The following is a 24,395-nucleotide window of genomic DNA, read 5'->3' on the forward strand; positions in this document are numbered from 1 at the left end:
GATAAAGTTATGTTCGTTATAATGTTTAAGGAGAAAGGTACTATGATAAGGGGAGAAAAAAGTTGCAGCAATCGAAACAACTTAGAATAATAGGGTTTATCACGCTGATTGTTGCTATTGCTCTAGTAGGAACAATTGTGTTGAAAACGAAAGGGATTATGCTAGAAGCCGAGACTAGCTCTAGCGGAACATTAGAAAAAACAAAGGTGACGATTATTACCTCAGACGTAGTAGCTGATCAAAGCTGGGGAAGCCTTGCCTATAAAGGTCAGCTTAAAATAGAAGAGCAGTTTCCAGTAGATGTTACACTTTATAGTGAAATTAATACGGATAAATTAATGGTACAAACGGTTAATACAGCTATTCAAGATGGATCAAAACTGATTATTGGCCATGGTCGGGAGTTTTCAGATGTCTTTACAAAAGCTGCCCTCATTAATCCGGATGTGCGATTTGTGACCATTCATGGGACAGCAAAACATCCTAACCAAACGGTGTATACGTTTGATCAAGGTGAAATTGAATATTTTGCCGGGTTAGCTGCAGCGCTTAAAACGAAGACAAATAAGATCGGTGTTCTTAACCCAACTGAATCTGGTGATGAGTATCCTGAATTTGAAGCAGGCTTGGCCTATTATAAACCAGAAGCCAGTATTTATACGAAGGTTGTAGGAAGCAGAGATAATGGCAAAAAGGCTATTCAGCTTATGAAGGAGTTACTTTCTGAAGGTGTTGATGTTATTTATAGCAAAGGCAATTCCTATAATCGCGATGTGATTGATTTGGCAAAAAAAGAGGATGTATATGTAATCGGTTATCTTGATGATCAATCTTATATGGGGAAGGAACACGTTTTAACAAGTGTGATGAATGATGTTTCACAAACATATGTTGCAATTATGAATGATTTTTTTAGCGAAAAGGGTTTGAATTCTGGTAAAGTTATATTAAATGCAAGTCATGGAGTCTACAGTTTAGCTCCATTTGGACCAATGTTTACGGAAAAAGAGATTCAATTTATGAAAAATGAGATGAAGAAGTATGAACAAGGGGAATTGACGTTTCCTTAGGGGAGGAAAGGAATTGTGATGAAGAAATTAAGTAGAAATATGTCTTTTCGAACGAAGATTCTCACAATTCTCCTTTTACTAACCGTTGTATTAAGCGGTTTTTCGCTAGTCTTAGTCCAATCGATAGAAGACATTACACAGATTAGCAATAAAATCAAGGAACGAAACATCCCTGAGCTTATGTGGCTTTCTCAACTGGAGAAGGAGCTGGATGTAAAAGAATACATTGTAGAGAGTGCGATTAAAAACGATATGTGCTGTGAAATGATCGAGGAATATCAGGCATATGCTTCATTTGACCATTCTGAAGACAATGAGGATTCAATTCCTAAATCCCTTGCTCCTTTAAAGAAAAGTATAGATCTATTGGATTTCATGATGATCAACAATGTTCAAGGTCTTCTCAATTATAATGATAAAAAGGCTGCCGAGGAGTATATCACTACACATTATCTCCCGCAGCTTAATCAGTTAAAGCAGGATGTAAAAGCAGCACAGGAAGAGTCCTTTTCGCAATTAAATGGCCATTCTAATTCCTTTACCGATATTATAAAGGGTTCATTATGGCTGCTAATATTAGTAACCACTGGGGCGATTGCTTTATCTATTATTGCCTCATATCGAATTAGTGCCAGTTTAACGAAACCAATCGAAACAATGATCGATAAAGTAGACCTGATTGCTAACGGGAAATATGGATTAACACTCGATTCCCCTCATCAGCTTGAATTGCAGCATTTAACCCATTCGATTAACCAAATGTCAACCAGGCTGCAAGATTCATTTAATACGATATTGAATGACAAAATGTATCGTGAGCAAATTTTAAACTCTTTGCCTGTAGGGATCATTACAATCAACGACCAAACTTCGGAAATATCGTTGAACACAGCAGCAGTCAGTCTGTTACATACAAATGAACAACAGGTAAAACAGCTTGCTTCTGATCATCGAGATCAAGAAAATGAGCTGTTTTGGAGCATATTGTCATCAAAGAAAAATTATAAGCATACCAAAGTACCTTTTACTACATCTGAAGGTGATTGTTTTTTATTAGTGTCGCAAACAGAATTATTAAATCAAAACCATATGGTGATTGGCCGGATCATTAATTTTGTTGACATTACAGAAACAGACAAGCTGGAAAAACGAATTCACCAATCTGAAAAGTTGGCAGCTGTAGGAGAAATGGCAGCAGGTGCCGCACATGAAATTCGTAATCCGCTTGCTGTTGTCCATGGCTTTTTAACATTAATGAATCAATCCTTTTCAGAACAGGAAAAAAGCAAGTATCATTTGTCGCTCATTATGAAGGAAATTGAGCGCATTAACGTTATTATTGAGGAAATGCTGCTACTATCGAAGCCGGGGGCACCAATTAAAAGGGAAACTTATCTAGAAGATATTTTAGGTGAATTCCTGCCGCTGATTATTCAATCATCTGAGGAAATTCAATTTAACATTGAATTGGATCATATACCATTGCAAGTAGATGCCAAGCAAATCAAACAGGTTTTCCATAATATGATCCGCAACAGCATTGAAGCGATGGGCGGGAAGGGTGTTATCTCGATTTCATCACATGTAACGGAAAAGGACTATCAAGTCTTTATAAAGGATTCAGGCTCAGGCATTCCTTCTTCCATAATAGATTCTCTATTCGAGCCTTTCTCTAGTTCAAAGGAAAATGGTACTGGATTAGGGCTTATGATCGTCAAGCGCATTGTGGAAAATCATGATGGGTGTATTACATTGTATGATTCATCAGATGACGGCACTACCTTTCTGATTAGTTTGCCATTAATAACAAAAAAGTAAAAAAAGCAGAATCCTTTTGGGGTAGAGAGCAAGTCTGAAGGACAAAACTCCATAGGAAAACAGTTGAATTGTCCTTCACAAAGCTGATGAAGGACGAAACTCAATATGAAAGCAGTAGAAAAGTCCTTCATAAAGCTAAAAAGAGGAAATTCCGTGACAGTATAATGCCCAAAAAATAAAAAGTCTACTATTTGCCTTGATAAACAATAAAAGGACGTGTGACAATTCACACGTCCTTTGTGCAAGTTTAAGAAAGTATAAAATTTTGTACTTAGTTTTAGTGTCTAGCTCCAGGCGCCATCGGCTCGAGGTCATAAGTCAAATAGGAATTGAAGGTAAAGAACACCTTCTATTCCTATTCGCCTTATGCTTGTCGCCGATAGGCGGGCGCCTTGCGCTTTTCTTAACTTATTTTAACTTAAACGAACTTTTTAAAGATACAATTCTGTTAAAAACCTTTTTCTCTTCAGTAGAATGCTTAGGGTCAACATTGAAGTATCCGTGACGGAAAAATTGGAATTTATCATGTTCTTTACAATCTTTCATATTAGGCTCAATGAAGCCTTGTAAAACTTCTAATGAGTTTTTGTTCACGTAATCGAGGAAGGTTTTTTCCTCATTGTGATCAACGTCTGTTTCGTCTTCTTCGTTTTCACTATTATCAAGAATAAGTGGTTCATATAAGCGGAATTCTGCTGGAAGTGCATGCTTTGCATCAACCCAATGCAATGTGCCCTTTACTTTACGTCCAGTAAAACCCGTTCCGCTCTTCGTTTCTGGATCATAAGTACAATGGATTTCAATGACATTTCCAGCCTCATCTTTAATAACATCCTCACATTTGATGAAGTAGGCATGTTTTAAACGCACTTCATTTCCAGGGAAGAGACGGAAATATTTTTTTGGAGGATCCTCCATAAAGTCTTCCTGCTCAATGTAAATTTCACGAGAAAACGGAATTTGTCTCATCCCCATTTCAGGAACCTCAGGGTTAATTTCTGCGTCAAGCATCTCAACTTGACCTTCAGGATAATTCGTAATGACAACTTTCAAAGGCTTTAAGATTCCCATTGTACGCGGGGCTTTTAGCTTTAAATCTTCTCTGACGAAGTGTTCAAGCATTGCCTCATCAACGAGTGCAGAGCCTTTAGATACACCTGTTTCCTTGACAAATTCACGGATGGCTTCAGGTGTGTACCCTTTTCTTCTTAAACCTGAAATGGTTGGCATTCGAGGATCATCCCAGCCATCAACGAAGTTTTCATCAACAAGCTGCTTCAGCTTACGTTTACTCATAACAGTATTTTTAATGCCTAAACGGCCAAATTCGATTTGCTGCGGTTTATTTTCCATTTCACATTCTTCAATAACCCAGTTATAAAGGGGGCGTTGATCCTCAAATTCTGTTGTACATAAGGAGTGGGTAATTCCTTCAATGGCATCCTCTAGAGGATGGGCAAAGGCATACATCGGGTAAATACACCAAGCATCGCCTGTGTTATGATGTGTTGCATGGGAGATCCGGTAAATAACAGGATCACGTAAATTTATATTAGGTGATGACATATCAATTTTTGCACGAAGCACTTTCTCACCATTGGCGAATTCACCTTTGCGCATTTTTTCAAATAAAGCTAAGTTTTCATCGACTGAACGATTCCGATAGGGGCTTTCTTTTCCGGGCTCGGTAAGTGTACCGCGATATTGTCTAATTTCATCAGCTGTTAAATCATCAACATATGCTTTTCCCTTTTTTATTAGGAGAACAGCACGGTTGTACATTTCTTCAAAGTAATCAGAGGCAAAAAACAAACCATCCCATTGGTAGCCGAGCCATTCGACATCTTTCTTGATCGCTTCAACGTATTCGGTATCTTCCTTTAACGGGTTTGTATCATCAAAGCGCAAGTTGGTTTTTCCATTAAATTCATCCGCTAAACCAAAATTAATGACGATTGACTTTGCATGGCCAATGTGTAAGTATCCGTTAGGCTCTGGAGGGAAACGAGTATAGACAGAATCACGTTTTCCTGTTTCTAGATCCTCTTTAATGATGCTTTTAATAAAGTTTGAGGAATTGTGTTCCAAATCAGATCAAACCTTTCTTTTATATGTAAAAATAAGTTCTGCCTTCCATTATACCAATTCATACGCAAAAGGTTAATTTACGAAATCAATTTTATAATAATAGTATATATATTTACATGATTCGTTCATCTGTATACAAGATGATAAAAATAAAAAGAAAATATTTGCTTGATCATAGGAGTTATTTTATTGCTCCTGTCTGTTATGGAAAAGCCGATGAAAAAACCGGATAAAGGAAAATGTGTGAGCGCAATTATTTTATTGATTTGTACAAATAGTCAAAAAATAGTTGACAAGACCTCTATAGCCGATTAAAGTAATTATATTCTTAATTTTACTTAATTGCATAGTAAATCTCTTATCAAGAGTGGCAGAGGGACTGGCCCGATGATGCCCGGCAACCGTTCTTTTATAGAATTGGTGCTAATTCCTGCAAAACCTAAATGGGTTTTGAAAGATAAGAGAGGAGACTCCTATATATACGTGTGGCGAAACCTCTCTATCTTTGAGAGGTTTTTTGCGTTTTAAAGGACTCAATCCGCTTGAGTTCTAGAGTAAAAAAGGGAAAAAATGATCACACAAAGGAAAAGGAGAGTTTACAAACATGAAAAACAGACGATTTAACTCTGCATTTATTTTCATTCTTGTCATTGCATTATTTGTAACAGGCTGTTCTTCAAATGGTGCTGAAACAGCTGAACCTGCAAAAGGGAATCCGGATGTATCGCTGGAAAATGTCCCAGAGCGCTTTGCGAACGGTGAAGGAGCGAAAATTAAGGTCATCCGTAAAATCGGCGGGGATGATCATACAGCTCAATTTTTAGCTGGTGCAAAGGAGGAAGGAGAAGCATTAGGCTTCCAAGTTGATGTATTTACAGCAAATGGCGATACAGCAAAATTCCACGATGCAATCGCACAAGGGCTTGAAGAGGATTATGATGGATTTATTATTTCCCACGGAGATGATGCGGCAACAGTTAAAGCTGTGCAAAAGCTTGTTGATGCTGGAAAAAGCGTTGTTACTTTCGACTCTAACGAAGAATTATCACAAATCGAAGGTGTAACCTTAACTTCACAAGATGACGAAGCACTTGCTACATTAGCACTGGAGCAGCTAATAAAAGATACAAATGGAGAAGCGAATATTGTATACCTTTGGGTTGATGGCTTCCCGCCAATGGTAAGACGTAATCAAGTTTATCAAGAAACATTAAAGAACAATCCTGGTATTAAAGAAATTGAACGCTTTGGCGTAGCTGCAGCTGATACTTCGGTGCAAACACAAAATGCTGTAGCGGCAATGCTAAATAAGCATCCAAAGGGTGAAATCGATGCGATTTTTGCTACATGGGACGCATTTGCGATTGGTGCAGCCCGTGCAATTAAAGAAGCTGGCAGAGATGAAATCAAAATCTATGGAATTGATGTTTCTAATGCAGACCTTCAAGAAATCCAAGATAAAAGCAGCACTTGGAAATACACGGCAGCCGTTGATCCAAAGCTAATCGGGGCAGTAGACATGAGATTACTAGCCAAAAAGCTAGCTGGAGAGGAAACGCCGCAAACCTATAATCTTGAGGCTTCACTCATTTCACAAGAAGCATTATTAAAAGCAAGTGAACCAGTAAATATGGTGAATCTTGCAAAGACAATAGAAGGCTGGGGACAATCAACAGCATTTGAAGAAGAGTGGATGAAAACATTAAAGGAATATTATAAAAAATAAAACGTATATCAAAGGGTCTGCCCCCAAAACAAACAGATTAGGTTCTCACTATATGTTTGGGGGTCTGCCTCTTTTTTAGTTATGAAAGGAAGGAGGAAAGCAACTTGAAGCAATCAATCTTAGAAATGAAGGATATCTCTATTGAATTTCCAGGTGTGAAGGCTTTGGATTCTGTAGACTTCATCATGAAAACTGGTACAACCCATGCCTTAATCGGAGCAAATGGAGCCGGGAAATCAACGTTGATGAAGGTTTTATCAGGCGCATATGACCATTACACCGGGAACATCTTCATTGATGGTGAAAAGACGTCCATTAGAACGCCAAAGGATGCTCAGGAGAATGGGATTCAAATTGTCCACCAAGAGGTTGATACTGCCCTTATCCCTTACTTGACAGTAGGGGAAAACATTATGCTGACAAAAACGGTTAATGATATGGGGAAAAAGCAATTGATAAAATGGGCAGACATGCATAAACAAGCAGAAACGATTTTAAACAGCTTAAACATTCGTGTATCTACGAAAAAATTAGTGAGTGAACTCACATTGGCTGAGAAACAAATGGTGCTAATTTCCAGGACGGTTTCAACAGATTGCAAGTTTCTTATATTAGATGAACCAACAGCACCACTTAGCCATTCAGAAACAAAAGAACTATTTCGCATTGTTCGGGAGCTAAAAGATAAAAATGTCGGGATTATTTTTATTTCCCATCGTCTCCCGGAAATTTTTGAAATCTGTGATGAAATGACGATTATGAGGAACGGGAAGCTTGTTTCACGTGAGCTTGTTGCCCATCTTACCCCAAATAAAGTAGTAGAGCTGATGTTAGGCAGAGAGCTTCAAGAGCAATTTCCAAAAAAATCTGCTCAGGTTGGAGATGTGCTATTTGAGGTCAATGCACTTAGTGATACCGGTAAGTTAAGGGATATCTCCTTATCTGTCCGCAAGGGTGAGATTGTCGGGATTGCTGGATTAGTTGGTGCTGGAAAAACAGAACTATGTAAGGCGTTATTTGGAGATGCAAAAATAAAGTCAGGTGTCGTAAAGCTTGATGGAAAGGTGCTATCGCTAACAAATCCTTATCAAGCTGTAAAGCAAGGGATTGCATTAGTGCCTGAGGAAAGAAGAAAAGAAGGGATTCTTGTAAAGGAATCTGTCACCACGAACTTAACGTCAGCTAGTTTAGGTGCGTTTACTAAGGCGCTTAGTTTTTTAAACCGAAAAGCAGAGAAACAGAAGGCGTTAGAGCTGATTAATCATCTTGGGGTAAAAACACCTTCAGAGGAAGCGATTGTTCAAAATCTTTCGGGGGGAAATCAACAAAAAATTGCCATCGGCAAATGGCTAATTGCTGATGCTGATGTTTATATCTTTGACGAGCCGACAAAGGGAGTTGACGTTGGCGCGAAAAAAGATATCTTTGAATTAATCTGTGGTTTGGCACGAAGAGGAAAGGCAATCATTTATGCATCCTCCGAGCTTGCAGAAATTATCGGAATTACAAATCGAGTTTATGTTTTATATGATGGTCAGGTTGTTAAGGAAGTGGAAACGGATGTAACGAACGAAGAAGAATTATTAATTTATTCAACAGGAGGCAACTAGGGATGAAGCAATCAAATCCTGTACAAGCAACTATTCCGTCAAAAGGGACTTTTGATCTCTTTCAATTTTTATATAGGTATGGAACGATCTTAACGATTTTTATTCTTATCATTGTCTTTGCTTTATCAAATCCAACGTTTATCCAAGGCAATAATTTGATTAATATTTTACGCTCGATTTCAATTGTAACGATTATCGCGATTGGCATTACGATTTCGTTATCAGTCAATGGATTTGACCTTTCAGTTGGATCTGTAGCATCGTTGTCAAATGCCATTGTGATCTCAATGTTTGTCTGGTTCTCTCAAAACACATTTGTAGCGATCCTTTCGGCAATCGTGGCCTCCTTGCTTGTAGGTGTTTTAAACTCTTTTATTATTGTAAAATTAAAAGTTCCGGATATGCTGCTCACGTTAGCAACGATGTTTATCGTACAAGGAATTGCTCTCACCTACACAAGAGGGGCTGCCATTTCACAAAATATGGTCATGCCTGATGGAACATTTTCAACAGGACTGATCAGCCCTTCTTTTGAAAAAATCGGTCAGGTGCCATGGATTATCATCATTATGGTCATTGTGGTGGTTGTTGTTCACATTTTTCTAACCTTTACGAAGCATGGACGATATATGTATGTCATTGGCGGGAATATTGAAGCTGCGAGGCTTTCAGGGATTCCTGTTAATAAATATAAAGTAACGGCTTATTTATTATCTGCATTGTTTGCATCAATCGGAGGCATCGTATTAGCTTCCCGGGTAATGACAGCAGAAATTAATGCTGGTGCGCCATATTTAATGGACGCTGTTGCCGCGGCATTCATTGGATTTTCAGTGCTTGGAGCAGGTAAGCCAAATGCTTTTGGTACATTTATAGGTGCTGTATTAATTGGAATCCTTCAAAATGGGCTTGTGATGATGTCCGTCCCTTACTATGCAATGGATATTGTAAAAGGTACGGTCCTAGCATTTGCACTTGCGCTTACTTACTATAAACAAAAATAAGAATGAGGCTTTCTCAAAAGGGCTACTGTGCCTTTTGAGAAAGCCTCATTCATTTGTTTAGGAATGGTTTAATTAGGGAAAAGAAGATATGAGCTTCGAAGCACTGGATGTACCGCATTTTGTTCTATAAGAGGTAATATACAAAACAGAAGTGCATAAAAATAACGAATTTTATAAGTTAGGATAAGAGATTTAAAAAGGTATTTCTTGTTATAGAACCTTACAAATCAATTGACAGTTTTTTGCAAAATCATAAAATATAAGGAAAAATAGCCTCCATCAATAAATAAATTGAAAATAAATTCTATTCTAATAAAAGTTTTTTATACATAGTATTGTATTTAAATACATATACTGATATACTTCATACAGGCATATCTTATATCTATGAGGAAAAAAAGTACATAATAGCTTAAGTTTTCTGAATTATCTTATTATACAAAAATAAGGGGGATTTAAAGATGAAAAAAGGGATGTTGTCTTTTATAATGGCACTTGCCATTATGATGGTTTTATCTGCTTGTGGAACAAGCCAGGAGACTTCTGGCGGGGAATCAAGTGATGGGGGAGAAAAGAAAGAAAAACTTAGAGTTGTAACAGAAGCCAACTATGCACCTTTTGAGTATCAGGACAAGGGTGAAGTAGTTGGATTTGATATTGATTTTATCAAGGCTGTTGCAGAAGAAGCAGGTTATGAAGTAGAAGTAGTGAACGTGGGCTGGGACCCATTATTCGTTGAAATTAAAGATAAGATTGCAGACATTGGCTTATCAGCCATAACGATAAACGATGACCGCAAGCAAACATATGACTTTTCAGTGCCGTATTTCCTCTCAACAAATAAAATTTTAGTCCCTGAAGATAGTGACATAAAATCTGCCGAAGATTTAAAGGGAAAAGTCATTGCTGTACAAACAGGTACAACAGGTCAAGAAGCGGTTGATAGTATTGTAGGAAAAAATAATCCTAATGTTAAAAAGTTTGAGAATAATAACTTAGCCATTATGGAGCTAAATAGCGGCGGTGCAGATGCTGTTGTTGCAGATAACACGGTCGTCGAAGAATATGTGGAAAATAATCCAGACAAAAAATTAAAGGTAGTTGAAGATGCTGATAATTTTGCTGCTGAATACTACGGATTAATGTTTCCCAAAGGCAGTGAATTAAAGGCAGAGTTCGATGAGGCCATTAACAAAATATTAGACAATGGAAAATATACTGAAATTTATAATGAATGGTTCGGATCAGACCCGGATATTGAAAACTTAAAGGCACAACAAGCTCAATAATAAAGGAAAGATTATTGCGTATCATCTTTGAGAAAGGTGCTGCGCAATTTTTCCTTATATGGGGGATAGGATGATGGATTTTCGCTTTGATATTATTATTGAATATGCTCCGTTTTTAATAAAAGGGACCTTGCTAACAATTGGCCTATCACTTGCGGGGATTATCCTCGGCATGATTCTCGGACTAGGAATCGGGCTTGGGAAAATGATGAAGAACAAATCGCTGGCACTTCCCTTTAATTGGTATATTACGTTCTTTCGCGGGACGCCGTTATTTGTGCAAATATTGATTGTTCATTTTGGTGTAGTACCGCTATTTACCGGAGAAACAAATGGGATAGCTGCCGGAATTATTGCGCTTTCCTTAAATGCTGCCGCTTATATTGCGGAAATTTTTCGCGGCGGCATTCAATCGATTGATCGCGGACAAATGGAAGCAGCCCGTTCCCTTGGTATGAATCATTTTCAAGCAATGAGAGATGTTATTTTGCCTCAAGCAATAAAACGAATGATTCCTCCGTTTGGCAATGAGTTCATTGTGTTAATAAAGGATTCTTCATTAGTTTCTGTTGTTGCCGCTCCGGAGATTATGTATTGGGGCCGGGCGATGTCAAGTCAATACTATCGTGTATGGGAACCATACTTAACGGTTGCCTTGATCTATTTAATCCTTACACTATCGCTTAGCTTCCTCCTGAATCTACTTGAAAGAAGGCTGAATACAGAATGATAACCGTTCAACGATTAAAAAAATCATTTGGAGCAAACGAAGTATTAAAGGATATCAATGTTCAAATCAAGCCGCAGGAGGTTGTGGTGGTTATTGGACCATCTGGTTCGGGTAAATCAACATTTTTACGCTGCTTGAATTTGCTTGAATCGATTACGGGCGGTCAGGTTATAGTTAATGGCAGCGATCTAACAGATAAAAAAACAGATATTAATAAGATCCGTGAAGAGGTCGGGATGGTGTTTCAGCAATTTAATTTGTTTCCACATAAAACAGTCCTTGAAAATATTACACTAGCTCCGCTAAAAGTAAAAAAGATAAGTGCAGAGCAAGCGAAAGAAAAGGGAATGATGCTGTTAAAAAAGGTTGGTTTGGAAGAAAAGGCACATGCCTATCCAAGTTCATTATCCGGAGGACAAAAACAGCGGGTCGCGATAGCAAGGGCGTTAGCGATGGAGCCAAAAATTATGTTATTTGATGAACCTACATCAGCTTTAGACCCTGAAATGGTCGGTGAAGTTTTAGAGGTCATGAAGCAGCTGGCCAGGGAAGGAATGACAATGGTTGTCGTCACACATGAAATGGGTTTTGCAAAAGAAGTCGGTGATCGCGTAATTTTTATGGATGGTGGATATATTATAGAAGAAAATGAACCGAAACAGTTATTTGACCAACCTCAGCATGAAAGAACGAAAGCGTTCTTGAGCAAGGTATTATAAAAAGATGTTTTAGTGAATTGCGTATAGGTAATAGAAAAAGGGAGACTGCGGGGTTAGTCTCCTTCTAATATGGCAAAAATCTGCATAGAATGTCCTCTCTATAAAAACAATTGTTTCCATACGAAAGAAAACTCTTGATTATTTAGTAAAAACAAGCGATAATAAAAACTAAAATTTGACTGAAAATTATAAATAGTAGGAGATGTGGACATGAAGGTCGTAAAGTTCGGCGGTTCCTCCTTAGCCTCAGGAGAACAGCTCAAAAAAGTATTGGAAATCGTTGTTTCAGACCCAGAAAGAAAGGCTGTCGTTGTCTCTGCTCCAGGGAAACGTTATTCTGATGATATTAAAGTAACGGACTTGCTCATCGAATGTGCGGAAAAGCATTTAGCAAGTGAACCTGCTGACGATGTGTTTGATGCAATCATTGAACGTTATGCGAGCATTGCCAGGGAATTAGAGATTTCTTCAGATATTGTTGAAACGATTTCAAAGGATTTGAAAAACCTCCTAGAAGGAGATAAAAGCAAACCGGAGAGCTTTTTAGATGCGGTTAAGGCAAGCGGCGAGGATAATAACGCAAAGCTGATTGCCGCTTATTTTCAGCATAGCGGTGTTGATGCACAATATGTTAGCCCTAAGGAAGCAGGCTTATTAGTTTCTGACGAGCCTGGAAATGCACAAGTTTTACCGGAATCATATGAGAATTTGTATAAACTCCGTGAACGTTCAGGGATTATTGTTTTTCCGGGATTTTTTGGCTATAGCAAAAGCGGTGAGGTTTTGACGTTCTCAAGAAGCGGCTCAGATATTACAGGCTCCATCCTTGCAAACGGAATGAAAGCTGATCTATATGAAAACTTTACAGATGTTGATGCTGTCTATTCAGTGAATCCGACTATTGTCAAAAATCCAAAGGAAATCAAGGAACTAACATATCGTGAAATGCGTGAGCTATCTTATGCAGGCTTTTCTGTATTCCATGATGAGGCACTAATTCCTGCATTCCGTGCCGGCATCCCTGTAAATGTAAAGAATACAAACAATCCAACAGCACCTGGAACAAGAATTGTCAATGAGCGTGCAAACACAAATGGGCCGGTTATTGGAATTGCTAGTGACAAAGGCTTCTGCAGCATTTATGTCAGCAAATATTTGATGAATAGGGAAATCGGTTTTGGTCGTAAGCTTCTGCAAATCCTTGAGGATTACGGGTTAACTTATGAGCATGTTCCATCTGGGATCGATGATGTCACAGTTATTCTGCGACAAAACCAAATGGATAAAGAAATTGAAGAAAAAATAACCGACCGAATTATGACTGAATTACAAGCAGATGAAGTCATTATTGAACACAATCTGGCGTTGATCATGGTCGTAGGTGAAGGAATGCGCCATAATGTAGGTACAACAGCACGTGCTTCCAAAGCCCTTGCAAATGCCGGGGTAAATATTGAAATGATTAACCAAGGCTCTTCAGAAGTAAGCATGATGTTTGGCGTAAAAGAACCGCAAGAAAACCGCGCTGTACAAGCTCTATATAATGAATTCTTTGTTGCAGTACCTGTTTAAGCTTTGTGAGGTTATTTATATGATAGGGGTTTGATTCAACAAACAACGATATAATGAATCTGTTTAGGTTCAATATATCATGTTTGGGGGACTGACCCCTTTTTTACACTTTAAGTATAAAATTTTAACCTAGTTTTTGTGTCTAGCTCCAGCGTCTAGCCCCGAAGCATAGGACGTGCAAGTGCAGTCAAGAGATAAGGACGTCGCATTTTTGACTGCCTCTAGGGTCTAGCCACTCATGAATTGAAGGCAAAGAACGCCTTCTATTCATGAGTGGCTTATTTGCCCTAGGCTGATCAAGGCGCTTGCGCTTTTATTAGTTGCATTAAGTAAATTATATTGGCAATTTTTCAAAATAAGTTATTCTACCAAATGTTTTCGTGTATACTTCTTGGTAATGAGCAAAATAACGGAGTTGTGAAGAAAATGACAATAGCGGAAATAGCAAAACTTGCAGGCGTTGCCAAAAGTACCGTATCAAGGTATTTGAACGGTGGTTCGGTCGGGGAAACAACAAAATTGAAAATAGAGCGTGTTATTAAGGAAACAGGATATATCCCCAATACTTTTGCACGCAGCTTAAAAGCGAAGAAGACGAATATAATTGGCACGATTGTTCCAAGGCTTAATTCGTATGCGACATCTCAAACATTAATTGGAATTGATGAAGAGCTGCGATACCAAAACTATCAGCTATTAATATCAAATACAAGTCAAAGTTTAGAACGTGAGATTGAAAGTATCTACAGTTTAGCCAATCAAAAAATTGCAGGCATCATCTTGCTGGCTACCCAGATAACCGATGATCATTTAGAGGCATTCCAAAAAATAGATGTCCCCGTATTATTAGTTGGGCAGCAGCATGAGCAGTGTTACAGCTTAATTCATAACGATGAGGAAGCAGGTTTTGAAATTGGCCGGTATGTCCTTAATCAAGGACATCGGAAAATTGCTTATCTCGGCGTAACTGAAAAGGATATCGCGGTTGGAGTCAAACGAAAGCTCGGCTTTCAAAAAGCGGTTCAGGAAGTAAAAGATTGTCAGGTCAACTATTTTGAAACGAGCTTCAATTTAAAAGCAGCCATTACGATGTTTCCAGAAATCTTAGCGACCTATCAACCTTCGATCTTTGTTTGTGCGACCGATAATATTGCATTAGGTGTATTAAAAGCAGCACAGATGGAAGGATTGCATATTCCTGAAGATCTTTCGATTACAGGGTTTGGCGGCTATGAGATCACAGAGATTATCCATCCTGGCATTACAACAGCTAAATTCTACTATCAGGAAGCAGGGGTTCTTGCAGCAAAAAAATTAATTAAATTAGTGAATGGCGATGAGATAGAAAAAGTTACCGTTTCAAATTTCGACATCATTCTGCGCAATAGTGTTGACAAACTTTAATAATCTAAATACAATGTAGTTGAAACCGGTTCCGCATCGGTTTTTATTTTAACACCAAACGGAACCGGTACCAATAATTATTTTTTTGTTGAATATTGGAACCGGTTCCGATGAAAATACTTGTAAAGGGTGATAACAAATGAATTATCCGCAAATTTCAAAGGAGATTTTAGAAGCAATCGGCGGAAAGGATAATATTTCTGCTGCCGCACACTGTGCAACAAGACTTCGACTCGTTTTACACAATGAAGAAAAGGTCGATCAAACGAAATTAGATGAAATGGATATTGTAAAAGGTACATTTTCAACAGGGGGACAATACCAAATTATTTTAGGATCAGGAATCGTAAACAATGTTTATAAAGAGCTTTCTAAGCTGACAGGTTTGGGGGAAATGTCAACAAAAGAGGTTAGCAGTGCTGGTTCAAAGAAAATGAATCCGCTTCAGCAATTTGTGAAAATGCTTTCTGATATTTTTGTCCCAATCATTCCGGCGATTGTTGCTGGCGGTTTATTAATGGGGATTAATAATCTTTTAACGGCACAAGACTTATTTATAGATGGGATGTCACTAGTTGAGGCAAATCCAGGAATGGCTGATTTAGCAGCCCTTATTAATACATTTGCAAATGCAGCCTTTGTCTTTTTACCGATTCTAATTGGATTTTCTGCTACTCAACGCTTTGGCGGCAATCCTTATTTAGGGGCAACATTAGGAATGCTGATGGTACATCCGGATTTATTAAATGGATGGGGCTATGGTGAAGCTTTAACAAACGGCGAAATACCTTATTGGAATATCTTTGGATTTGAGATCGCAAAAATTGGTTATCAAGGCACCGTCTTACCTGTACTCGTTGCATCATTCATTTTGGCAAAAATAGAAACGAATTTAAGAAAGATCACACCGTCTTCATTGGATAACCTATTAACACCGCTTTTATCTATTTTTATTACTGGATTATTAACCTTTACGTTTGTAGGTCCTGTCACGAGAACAGCAGGAAATTTGTTATCAGATGGACTTATATGGTTGTATGATACAACAGGCTTTATTGGTGCAGCAATATTTGGACTTGCTTATGCACCGATCGTCATAACGGGAATGCACCATAGCTTCATAGCTGTTGAAACACAGTTGCTAGCCGATATTGCCAAAACAGGAGGCTCGTTTATTTTCCCTGTTGCTGCTATGTCAAACGTTGCCCAAGGGGCGGCTACTCTTGCTGTCCTATTAATTGCCCGTGATGCAAAAGTAAAAGGGGTAGCATCAGCAGCAGGCATTTCTGCTTTATTAGGGATTACGGAGCCGGCAATGTTTGGTGTGAATTTAAAGCTTCGTTATCCATTTATCGGGGCCATTATCGGGGCAGGTGCAGCGTCAGGCTTTTTAGCGCTGTTTCATGTTAAGGCAATTGCACTAGGTGCAGCGGGTCTACCAGGAATTATTTCAATAAAACCAGGATCAATTACGTTTTATGTGATTGGCATGCTCATTTCTTGTGCGGTTGCATTTATCGTGACATTCATCTTAGGGAAGAGGGCAGCTAAAAAACAAGCCTAATAGGATGGAATAGGGGAATCTTTGTGATTCTCCTGTCTTACTTTATAACTATATAAATCTTAAGGAGAACGATTTTTCATGGAATGGACAAAAGAGATGAGGTATCGCCGACTCGAAGATGTAAGCAAAGATATGCTGGAAGCAATCAAAAGCAATGTAAATAGCTGTCAGTGGAGGCAAAGCTATCATATCCAACCGCCAACAGGCCTATTAAATGATCCAAATGGATTTTCTTATTTTAACGGTGAATACCATTTATTTTATCAATGGTTTCCCCTTGGACCTGTTCATGGTTTAAAATATTGGTATCATACAAAATCAAAGGACTTGGTTCATTGGGAGAATGTCGGGGTTGCGATTAAGCCTGATCATGATTATGACAGCCATGGAGCCTATTCTGGCAGTGCCATTGTCCATCAGGATCAGTTATATTTAATGTATACAGGTAATACCCGAAATGAACAGTGGGAGCGCCATTCCTACCAGGTTATTGCTAAGATGAACAAGCATGGTGAAATCATCAAGCCTAACGATCCTGTAATAGCGGATATTCCAAATGGCTATACAGACCATTTCAGAGACCCGAAGCTATGGAAATCAGGAGATGTTTTTTATGCTGTAATCGGTGCGCAAAGAGAGAATAAAACAGGTTGTGCCGTATTATATAAGTCTTTGAATCTAATAGACTGGACATTTCTTGGTGAAATGAAAACAGATTTGCCGCAATTCGGATATATGTGGGAATGTCCTGATTACTTTGAATTAAATGGTCATGGTGTGTTTGTTTTTTCACCGCAAGGACTTGAGCCTGAAGGGGATCACTATCAAAATATCTATCAATCTGGTTACTTAATTGGTCAAAAGCTAGATTTGAAGACCCTGTCTTTCACTCACGGTCGCTTCAATGAGCTTGATCGCGGCTTTGATTTTTATGCACCACAAACAACCTTAGCGAAAGACGGACGTCGGCTTTTAGTAGGCTGGATGGGTCTTCCTGAGCTTGAATACCCTACAGATCAACATGATTGGGCACATTGTTTAACCTTGCCAAGGGAGTTAAAGATTGAAAATGGCAAGCTGATCCAGCAGCCTGTGCAGGAACTTACAAAGCTTCGGAAGAATAAGAGTATATGGAAAGGAACCATTTCAAATGATACTCTGCATCTATTTAATGGAGTTTCATATGAGCTGATTTGTGAGTTTACTGAAAATGACTCAGACGAAATCGGGATCGAGTTCCGTGCAAAAGGCGATGAAAAAACGATTGTTAAGTATGATAAAAGGCAGCAAAAAGTAGTGTTAGACAGAAGTATGTCTGGACAACCTGTCGGTGAAATATACGGATCGAAACGGCAATGCTCAGTAAAAGATGGAAACATCAAATTTCATTTATTTGTTGATACTTCCTCAGTTGAAATTTTTATAAATGATGGTGAGGAGGTATTCACAAGCAGAATTTTCCCTAAACAGGCCAGTGATGAAATTCGTTTTTTTGCGAATGGCGGAAGTGTGAGCTTGATGGCTGAAAAATGGGAGATTTAAAAGAAGAGGAGAATGGATATGGCAGAACTATTTTCGATTGGCGAAGTATTAATAGACTTTATTCCAGAGCAAAAAGGCAAAGCGTTAAAGGATGTTGTTTCATTTGAAAAAGCACCAGGAGGAGCACCTGCTAACGTTGCAGCTGCGGTTGCAAAGGCAGGAGCGAAGGCTTCTATGATCACGAAGCTCGGTGCTGATGCTTTTGGTGATTTTCTCGTTGCAACATTAAACGAGGTTGGTGTGAATACAGATCGGGTTTTAAGAACAACTGAAGCAAATACAGCATTAGCCTTTGTATCGTTAAAAGAAGATGGAGAACGAGATTTTTCTTTTTATCGAAATCCTTCTGCAGACCTGCTGTTAAACGAGGATGAGATTGATGAAAACTGGTTTGGCGAAGGGGATATTCTCCATTTTTGTTCGGTTGATCTTGTGGACAGTCCAATGAAGCAGGCACATGTGAAAGCAATTCACTCCGCTAAGGAAAAAGGGGCAATCATTAGCTTTGATCCAAATGTACGCCTGCCATTATGGCCAGATCCTCAAGAATGCCGACAAACGATTCTTCAATTTTTACCTGAAGCACATCTTGTGAAGATTTCTGATGAGGAATTAGAATTTATTACAGGTCTTTCAGATGAGAAGGAAGCAATTAACTCTTTATTTATCGGGGATGTAAAAGCGGTAATCTTTACAAAAGGTTCAGAGGGTGCTGATCTGTATGTTGATGGGGAGTGCTACCGGTCATCAGGCTATCAAGTATCTGTTCAAGATACGACAGGGGCTGGGGATGCATTTATCGGGGGCTTCTTATATAAGCTTTTAGAAAAACATGCTACAGTACCTCAATTAATAAAAATCTTGAAGGACGATCATCAAGATATTTTATCCTATGCAAATGCAAGCGGCGCTTTAACAACAACAGGGAAAGGCGCCATTTCGGCATTACCGACCAAGGATAGCATTCATAAGTTGATTTTGGAGCAAGCGATAAATAAATAGATGTTTATTTTGATAGGAAAAAGGGAAAGGATTAATGAAAATACGTTAGGTTCTTTAAAACCATTCATTAACCGCTTATGATTTAAATAAATGATAATTGTTTTAAATAGCAGGATATGATAGAATAATGTCGATTAATGTCTAGCTGTCATTAATTATTCTTTTATATGTAACTATTTAGAACTTATTTCAATACATCTTACTTATGATAATGATTAATACTTTGGTAAATGGAAGAATTACTAAAAATAAGTCTGTCCGTGGCCTAACTTCATCTTGAGGTTAGGCCATTTTTGTCTTTTATTAAAAGCTCCGTAAGCTTTTTAATGTTTTTGTCGTGATTGGATTGGGGGGAAGTACAATATATGATCAAAACAAAAGAAAGTCAAGAGGATTTAACGTATATAAATAGTTATATTAGTAAGGTTTTAAAGAGAAATTTCGGCAAAGGACCAGCAACATGCTTTACAACGGTTATTGAAGATAAAATGTTTATTTATCTCAATCAATTTATTACTCCAGCAGAAGAGGTATTAATAAAAAATGATAAAGCGTATTTAGTAAACAAGACAAGGTCAGTTATCTTTGAAACGATTTTTGCTGAAATAAGAGCGGAAATACATGATGTATTGGGCATTAGCTATCATCACATACATCACGATTGGAATTTTCAAGATAATACCGGCTTAATTATGCTTGAAGCGTCTGACTCTCATAACATTACAAGAGGAACATTCAATAAAGACAGCATTTCAAATGCGATTCAAAAAATATGCTCTGAAAAACATAAGATTCCTGAAAAAATAAGTGCTCCTAAAATGTCATCACCAATTGTTTACATTGAATACACAGGGTTCATGTCCCAAATTGAGCAAATTTTATATAAGAAAGGCTACGAAGATCTTTTGTTTGAGTGGGCGATGGAAGTAAAGAATACCTTTGGATTAAATAAACGTTTGTTTGAAAGCTGTATACAAAACGCTATTAAAGATACCTTTGTCATTTTTAATTTTGAACATGATAAATGTACCCTTGTTTTTTATCTTAAATAAAATAGCTATAGTCCAAGTCCAATATAAAAACTTGGACTTTTATTCTATTTGCCCAACCTTACAAAGCCTCCTTTTTTGATGATAATAAAAAATCCCTTACAAGCCATACTAAAAAAGCTTGAAATGAATGATCAGAGTGACAAAGGACGAGCTGGAGAAAAGGTATTTTTATAATGAAGGTAAATTTAACATAAAAATAAAGGAAATATTTATTGATTGGAATTTAAAAGAAGATCGTTCTTTAATGGCATTCATAGTAGATGCTAGGTAAATGCAGTGAAAAATCATTTTAGATGATGAAAGTCACGTATGGCCTAACTTCTCTTACACGAGAGGTTAGGCCATTTTTATATTGATCAAAAAAGCTTCAGGAGTACAAGGACTGATATTAGGAGGTATTTAATGAAGTTAAGAAATTTACTCCAGCGTAAAGACATGCTCATCATTATGGCTAGTTTCATACTTGGACTGATCGGAATACTTGGTATTCTCGTTGAGTTACATGACTTCTTCATTCTATTTATCATTATCATCATGATTTTGCAGATATCGCTGTTGCTGAAAACCAGTAAAAAGGCTGATCATGCCAAGAGGAATCAAGATCTATCAATTGAGGAAATTCCTCTTCCTGTCATAATCACAGATAAAGAGAGGATTCGGGAGTTGAATATGGCGGCTGTTCAATTAGTAGGAGCAGCAAATAAGCATGAGCTGATTGGAAAATCGGTCTTTGAGTTTATCATATCACATGGGAAAAGTTCAAATGAGCAACAAGTTCCATTCAATTTGAAAGGGAAATTAACACGGAAAAACGGGCATAAACTAGATGTAGAGCTTCTCTGCAGCAGCATAAGCTCTATTCGCAAGGATCATAAAAAATGTTATGTGATTAAAGATATAAGTGCACTGATAGAAAATGAAAAAAAACTGCAGCATTCTGAGCAGCTTTCTGTAATAGGTGAACTAGCTGCGGGCATCGCCCATGAAATTAGAAATCCATTAACAAGCTTGAAAGGCTTTTTACAATTATCTTCTAACAGTGAACAAAATCGAGAAGTATATAATTCGATCATGCTTTCTGAAATCAATCGAATTAATTTAATCGTAGGGGAGCTGCTGCTTTTATCAAAGCCAAAGGAAATGGTTTTCCGCCCTATTCACGTCTTATCCTTAATCAAAACAGTTGTCACAATCGTAAATACTCAAGCAATTTTATACAATATTGAAATTATGATAGAAGCAGATCATGAAGTGAATGAGTTAACCGTCAATTGTGAAGAAAATAAACTTAAGCAGGTGTTTATCAATATTCTAAAAAATGGGATTGAAGCGATGGAAAAGGAAGGGAAGCTGGTGATTAGAATAAAAAAAGTAAACGAGCATGTCCAGCTTATATTTATTGACGAAGGGAAGGGGATTTTAAAGAGGAGCTTGAACAATTAGGTAAACGTTTTTACTCGACAAAGGAAAATGGAACAGGTTTAGGTCTAATGATTAGCTTTAATATTATTGAAAATCATAAAGGAAAAATGAATATTACAAGTGAAAAAGGAAAAGGGACTGAAATTGAAATTAATATACCGCTTTAATACACAAATAAGAAGGACTGGCACAGTATTCGAACGAGATGCCAGTCTTTTATATTTTAATTTTCCTTTTAGGTGAGAGAGTAGAAGGTTATCAACGATTTTTTGAATTTTTCAGCGGAAAAGTTGTTATATCGGCGATTGCCGATTACCAATACTAAAAAACATCATTCGAACGATTGTTGATTTTCTTTTTAAACTTATTCTCCCTGTTTAAGCGCATTTTGGAAGCCCGGATACTTTTAGCAGGCAGGTTGTTATTAGGTGCGGCTTGTTCATTCCAATCAGCCATTTAGGTCACTTCCTTCTTCTTTAATCTTTTTCCCTCTCATTAATCTCTCAAATTGTGCCATAGAAGGATCTGGTTTGAATTGATAGTGAAACGGATTCTTTTCTTGGGTGAATTCCGGATCTGCATTCATTTCAATTCCAATTTTTGATCCAGCAGAAGCTAAGGGATCGTTTATGATTGACTCTTTTTCTCCGTCAGGATGTGGAGTTACTTGGGAATGCTGGTCTCTTCTATCCACGTTATCAGCTCCATTTCATGTGTTAAACAATCATTTTATTTTTAAGATAACTGATTTTGTGTGTAACTATTCTAATTCTTTAAATAAGAAATGATGGAAACGAACATGATTGTATAGAAATTTTTATAAAAGGAAAAAGTAAGAAAAATCGTACGGGCAGGGTGAGGAAATGAAGTCTGCAATTCCACCAGATCAAACCAAACAATTTGAAGAATTAAAGCAATCACAGGAAAATCTTGCTAATCAATGGGTTGATTATTGGAAAGAATATTCCTCATTTGATACATGGCAATTTTGGGTGAATGTGCTCATGATTATTCTCCCTTTAGTTATTCTTTATTTCACCATTGATCGAAGAAGAATCTTTCAACTGGGTTTTTACGGCTTTAATATACATGTTTGGAGTATCTATTTAGATGCATTCGCATCAAGGTTTAATTATTTAGGATATCCTTATAAGGCAATCCCTTATTTGCCAATTAATTTTGGTATTGATACATCGCTTGTACCAGTTCTGTTTATTCTAGTTTATCAATGGACGGTAGAGAAGAAAAAACAATTTTATTTATATACTCTTGTGTTAATCATCTTTATATCGTTTATCTTTAGACCTTTGTCTGTTGCGCACAATCTTTTTCGATTACACCAGGGTGCAAATTATGTCCATTTATTTATCGGATATATTGTCATTACTGCCATTTCGATATGTATCACAAATCTGTTCCTCTACATGAAGAATCACCCCAAAGGAACACATAAATAAATCTGAGCGGATAAAAAATAAAAGGATAGATCAAAACAGGTACAATCTGCTTTAATCTATCCTATAACTTAATCTAAAATGATAATTTTAACCGTTTTTCTTCCCCATTGCCTCGCATGTGCACTTGAAGGCATCAACACATCAATTTTATGGCCGATAATGGCACCGCCGGTATCTCCGGCAACCGCAACGCCATAGCCTTCAACCCATACTTTCGAACCGAGTGGAATAACACCAGGATCAACAGCGATAAGCTTCATATTAGGGTTCTTTTTAATATTATATCCCAAATAGGTAAGATCGCTTGCGGTATCCTCATGACTATATGCCGTTGCTGTTACATACATTTCTTTTCTAGAATTAGACGGTTTAGACTGTTCTTCTTTTTTAGTAACTGTATTTGAAGCTGGTTTTGAAGGAGGAGGTGGTGCAACGGCAGGTTGAGCTACAGCTTTTTCCTTTTCTTTTGCTTTCGCTTTAGCAAGCTCAACGGCTCTCGCTTTTGCCGCAGCCTCTTCCTCTTTAATTTTAGCTTGGATTGAATTTATTTGTGATTGGATCGTGTTTTTCTCTTGTTCGGCAACGTTAATTTCAGATGCCAGCTTTGTAAATTTACTTTGCATGGCAACTAAAGCTTGATTTCGTTTTTGACGATTTTCTTCAAGCGTTGCTCTTTTTGCTTCTAATTCAGCCTGCTGACTAATGAGCAGCTGTTCTTGTTTATCGATTTCCTTTTTATCTTCCTCAATTTGCTTTAAGTCAGCTTCTTGCTGATCTAGTATTTTTTGATCTGCATTTAATAGTGTCGCAACAGCGCCAATCCGTTCAAAGAAATTTCCAAGACTTTCAGAGTTTACGAGTGTTTCAATTACAATTGTTGTATGATCGCTATGTTGAAGGGCAACTAACCGTTTTTCCATAATTCCTTCACGCGCGTATACCTTGTCCTGTAAAAGAACAATCTCTTCCTTTTTTTGCTGAATGATCTGTTGGATTTCTTCAATTTTGCCTTCAACCTCTGCTAAGCCTTGTTGATTCTGAGAGATTTCACTCTCTAAAGCTTGTACATTCTCTTGAAGGCTGCTGATTTCTTCTTGAACCGCTTGCTGTTCTTTTTCCTTTTGAAGAATGGTTTGTTGACTCTGCTTCAGCTGTTCTTCAGCACTATGTAAAGTGTCTTTAGTAGATTCTGCGTTTGCCACATAGGAAATAGGTAATGATAATAGAAGGATACCAAGTGTGGCAAGTGTTCGCTTTAAAGCTCGCATAATGCAACCCCTTTCTCGTCTTTATAGTTATAACATAGAAAGGGGGTCTCGTAGGTTA

General features: G+C 37.6%; 20 protein-coding genes, 1 pseudogene and 1 riboswitch. Of the genes and pseudogenes, 17 read left to right on the forward strand and 4 right to left on the reverse strand.

The window, feature by feature from the left end; translation table 11 throughout:
- The first annotated feature begins 62 nt into the window (after positions 1–62).
- Together ACSVDH_RS02385 and ACSVDH_RS02390 are read left to right on the forward strand one after the other, a co-directional pair.
- A complete protein-coding gene (locus ACSVDH_RS02385; RefSeq protein WP_439253021.1) occupies positions 63–1,070 on the forward strand; it encodes a BMP family ABC transporter substrate-binding protein in 1,008 nt (335 codons plus the stop codon).
- An 18-nt stretch (positions 1,071–1,088) separates the two neighbouring features.
- A complete protein-coding gene (locus ACSVDH_RS02390; protein ID WP_439253188.1) occupies positions 1,089–2,888 on the forward strand; it encodes a sensor histidine kinase in 1,800 nt (599 codons plus the stop codon).
- A 408-nt stretch (positions 2,889–3,296) separates the two neighbouring features.
- Here the strand turns inward: ACSVDH_RS02390 and ACSVDH_RS02395 are convergent, their stop codons facing one another.
- Positions 3,297–4,976 (reverse strand): glutamine--tRNA ligase/YqeY domain fusion protein, encoded by a 1,680-nt coding sequence (locus tag ACSVDH_RS02395; protein ID WP_439253022.1) that lies wholly within the window; start codon positions 4,974–4,976, stop codon positions 3,297–3,299.
- A 355-nt stretch (positions 4,977–5,331) separates the two neighbouring features.
- Positions 5,332–5,440: riboswitch (SAM riboswitch) on the forward strand.
- A gap of 140 nt (positions 5,441–5,580) precedes the next feature.
- On the opposite strand from ACSVDH_RS02395, the gene ACSVDH_RS02400 reads away from it, so the two are divergent.
- The 14 genes and pseudogenes from ACSVDH_RS02400 to ACSVDH_RS02465 all read left to right on the forward strand — a co-directional run.
- Positions 5,581–6,702, forward strand: coding sequence for a sugar ABC transporter substrate-binding protein (locus tag ACSVDH_RS02400; RefSeq protein ID WP_439253023.1), 1,122 nt, complete (start codon positions 5,581–5,583; stop codon positions 6,700–6,702).
- A 104-nt stretch (positions 6,703–6,806) separates the two neighbouring features.
- On the forward strand, positions 6,807–8,312 hold the full coding sequence (locus ACSVDH_RS02405; protein ID WP_439253024.1) for a sugar ABC transporter ATP-binding protein: 1,506 nt from the start codon (positions 6,807–6,809) through the stop codon (positions 8,310–8,312).
- A gap of 2 nt (positions 8,313–8,314) precedes the next feature.
- Positions 8,315–9,316, forward strand: a complete 1,002-nt coding sequence (locus ACSVDH_RS02410) for an ABC transporter permease (protein WP_439253025.1) — start codon at positions 8,315–8,317, stop codon at positions 9,314–9,316.
- Positions 9,317–9,777: 461 nt separating this feature from the next.
- Positions 9,778–10,605, forward strand: coding sequence for a basic amino acid ABC transporter substrate-binding protein (locus ACSVDH_RS02415; protein WP_439253026.1), 828 nt, complete (start codon positions 9,778–9,780; stop codon positions 10,603–10,605).
- 73 nt (positions 10,606–10,678) lie between these two features.
- Positions 10,679–11,335 carry an amino acid ABC transporter permease gene (locus ACSVDH_RS02420; RefSeq protein ID WP_439253027.1) on the forward strand — a complete coding sequence of 219 codons (657 nt, stop codon included), beginning with the start codon at positions 10,679–10,681 and terminating at the stop codon, positions 11,333–11,335.
- Positions 11,332–12,054: an amino acid ABC transporter ATP-binding protein gene (locus tag ACSVDH_RS02425; RefSeq protein ID WP_439253028.1), complete on the forward strand. Its 723-nt coding sequence runs from the start codon at positions 11,332–11,334 to the stop codon at positions 12,052–12,054. Before ACSVDH_RS02420 ends, ACSVDH_RS02425 begins: the two co-directional genes overlap by 4 nt.
- Before the next feature lie 210 nt (positions 12,055–12,264).
- Complete coding sequence (locus ACSVDH_RS02430; protein WP_439253030.1) at positions 12,265–13,626, forward strand: aspartate kinase; 1,362 nt, start codon at positions 12,265–12,267, stop codon at positions 13,624–13,626.
- A gap of 426 nt (positions 13,627–14,052) precedes the next feature.
- A complete protein-coding gene (locus ACSVDH_RS02435; protein WP_439253031.1) occupies positions 14,053–15,030 on the forward strand; it encodes a LacI family DNA-binding transcriptional regulator in 978 nt (325 codons plus the stop codon).
- Between the two features lie 139 nt (positions 15,031–15,169).
- Positions 15,170–16,594 carry a sucrose-specific PTS transporter subunit IIBC gene (locus ACSVDH_RS02440; protein WP_299088876.1) on the forward strand — a complete coding sequence of 475 codons (1,425 nt, stop codon included), beginning with the start codon at positions 15,170–15,172 and terminating at the stop codon, positions 16,592–16,594.
- Between the two features lie 78 nt (positions 16,595–16,672).
- Complete coding sequence (locus tag ACSVDH_RS02445; RefSeq protein ID WP_439253033.1) at positions 16,673–18,136, forward strand: glycoside hydrolase family 32 protein; 1,464 nt, start codon at positions 16,673–16,675, stop codon at positions 18,134–18,136.
- Between the two features lie 18 nt (positions 18,137–18,154).
- Positions 18,155–19,138: a carbohydrate kinase family protein gene (locus ACSVDH_RS02450; RefSeq protein WP_439253034.1), complete on the forward strand. Its 984-nt coding sequence runs from the start codon at positions 18,155–18,157 to the stop codon at positions 19,136–19,138.
- Positions 19,139–19,503: 365 nt separating this feature from the next.
- Positions 19,504–20,190: a Na-translocating system protein MpsC family protein gene (locus ACSVDH_RS02455; RefSeq protein ID WP_439253035.1), complete on the forward strand. Its 687-nt coding sequence runs from the start codon at positions 19,504–19,506 to the stop codon at positions 20,188–20,190.
- 402 nt (positions 20,191–20,592) lie between these two features.
- Positions 20,593–21,633, forward strand: coding sequence for a histidine kinase dimerization/phospho-acceptor domain-containing protein (locus tag ACSVDH_RS02460; RefSeq protein ID WP_439253036.1), 1,041 nt, complete (start codon positions 20,593–20,595; stop codon positions 21,631–21,633).
- Between the two features lie 38 nt (positions 21,634–21,671).
- Positions 21,672–21,779: pseudogene (locus ACSVDH_RS02465) on the forward strand (hypothetical protein); the annotation flags it as partial.
- A 154-nt stretch (positions 21,780–21,933) separates the two neighbouring features.
- Here the strand turns inward: ACSVDH_RS02465 and ACSVDH_RS02470 are convergent.
- Positions 21,934–22,068: a hypothetical protein gene (locus ACSVDH_RS02470; protein ID WP_439253038.1), complete on the reverse strand. Its 135-nt coding sequence runs from the start codon at positions 22,066–22,068 to the stop codon at positions 21,934–21,936.
- On the reverse strand, positions 22,061–22,306 hold the full coding sequence (locus ACSVDH_RS02475; RefSeq protein WP_439253039.1) for a hypothetical protein: 246 nt from the start codon (positions 22,304–22,306) through the stop codon (positions 22,061–22,063). The genes ACSVDH_RS02470 and ACSVDH_RS02475 overlap by 8 nt, the downstream gene beginning before the upstream one ends.
- A gap of 169 nt (positions 22,307–22,475) precedes the next feature.
- Here ACSVDH_RS02475 and ACSVDH_RS02480 point away from each other — a divergent pair, with 169 nt between their 5' ends.
- The gene (locus ACSVDH_RS02480; protein WP_439253041.1) at positions 22,476–23,069 is read left to right on the forward strand and encodes a CBO0543 family protein; all 594 of its coding nucleotides are present in this window, start codon (positions 22,476–22,478) and stop codon (positions 23,067–23,069) included.
- A 68-nt stretch (positions 23,070–23,137) separates the two neighbouring features.
- On the opposite strand, the gene ACSVDH_RS02485 is transcribed toward ACSVDH_RS02480, so the two are convergent.
- The gene (locus ACSVDH_RS02485; protein ID WP_439253042.1) at positions 23,138–24,337 is read right to left on the reverse strand and encodes a 3D domain-containing protein; all 1,200 of its coding nucleotides are present in this window, start codon (positions 24,335–24,337) and stop codon (positions 23,138–23,140) included.
- Positions 24,338–24,395: the final 58 nt, after the last annotated feature.

Origin of the sequence: Metabacillus sp. Hm71 (assembly GCF_051842955.2) — a bacterium.
GTDB lineage: Bacteria > Bacillota > Bacilli > Bacillales > Bacillaceae > Metabacillus.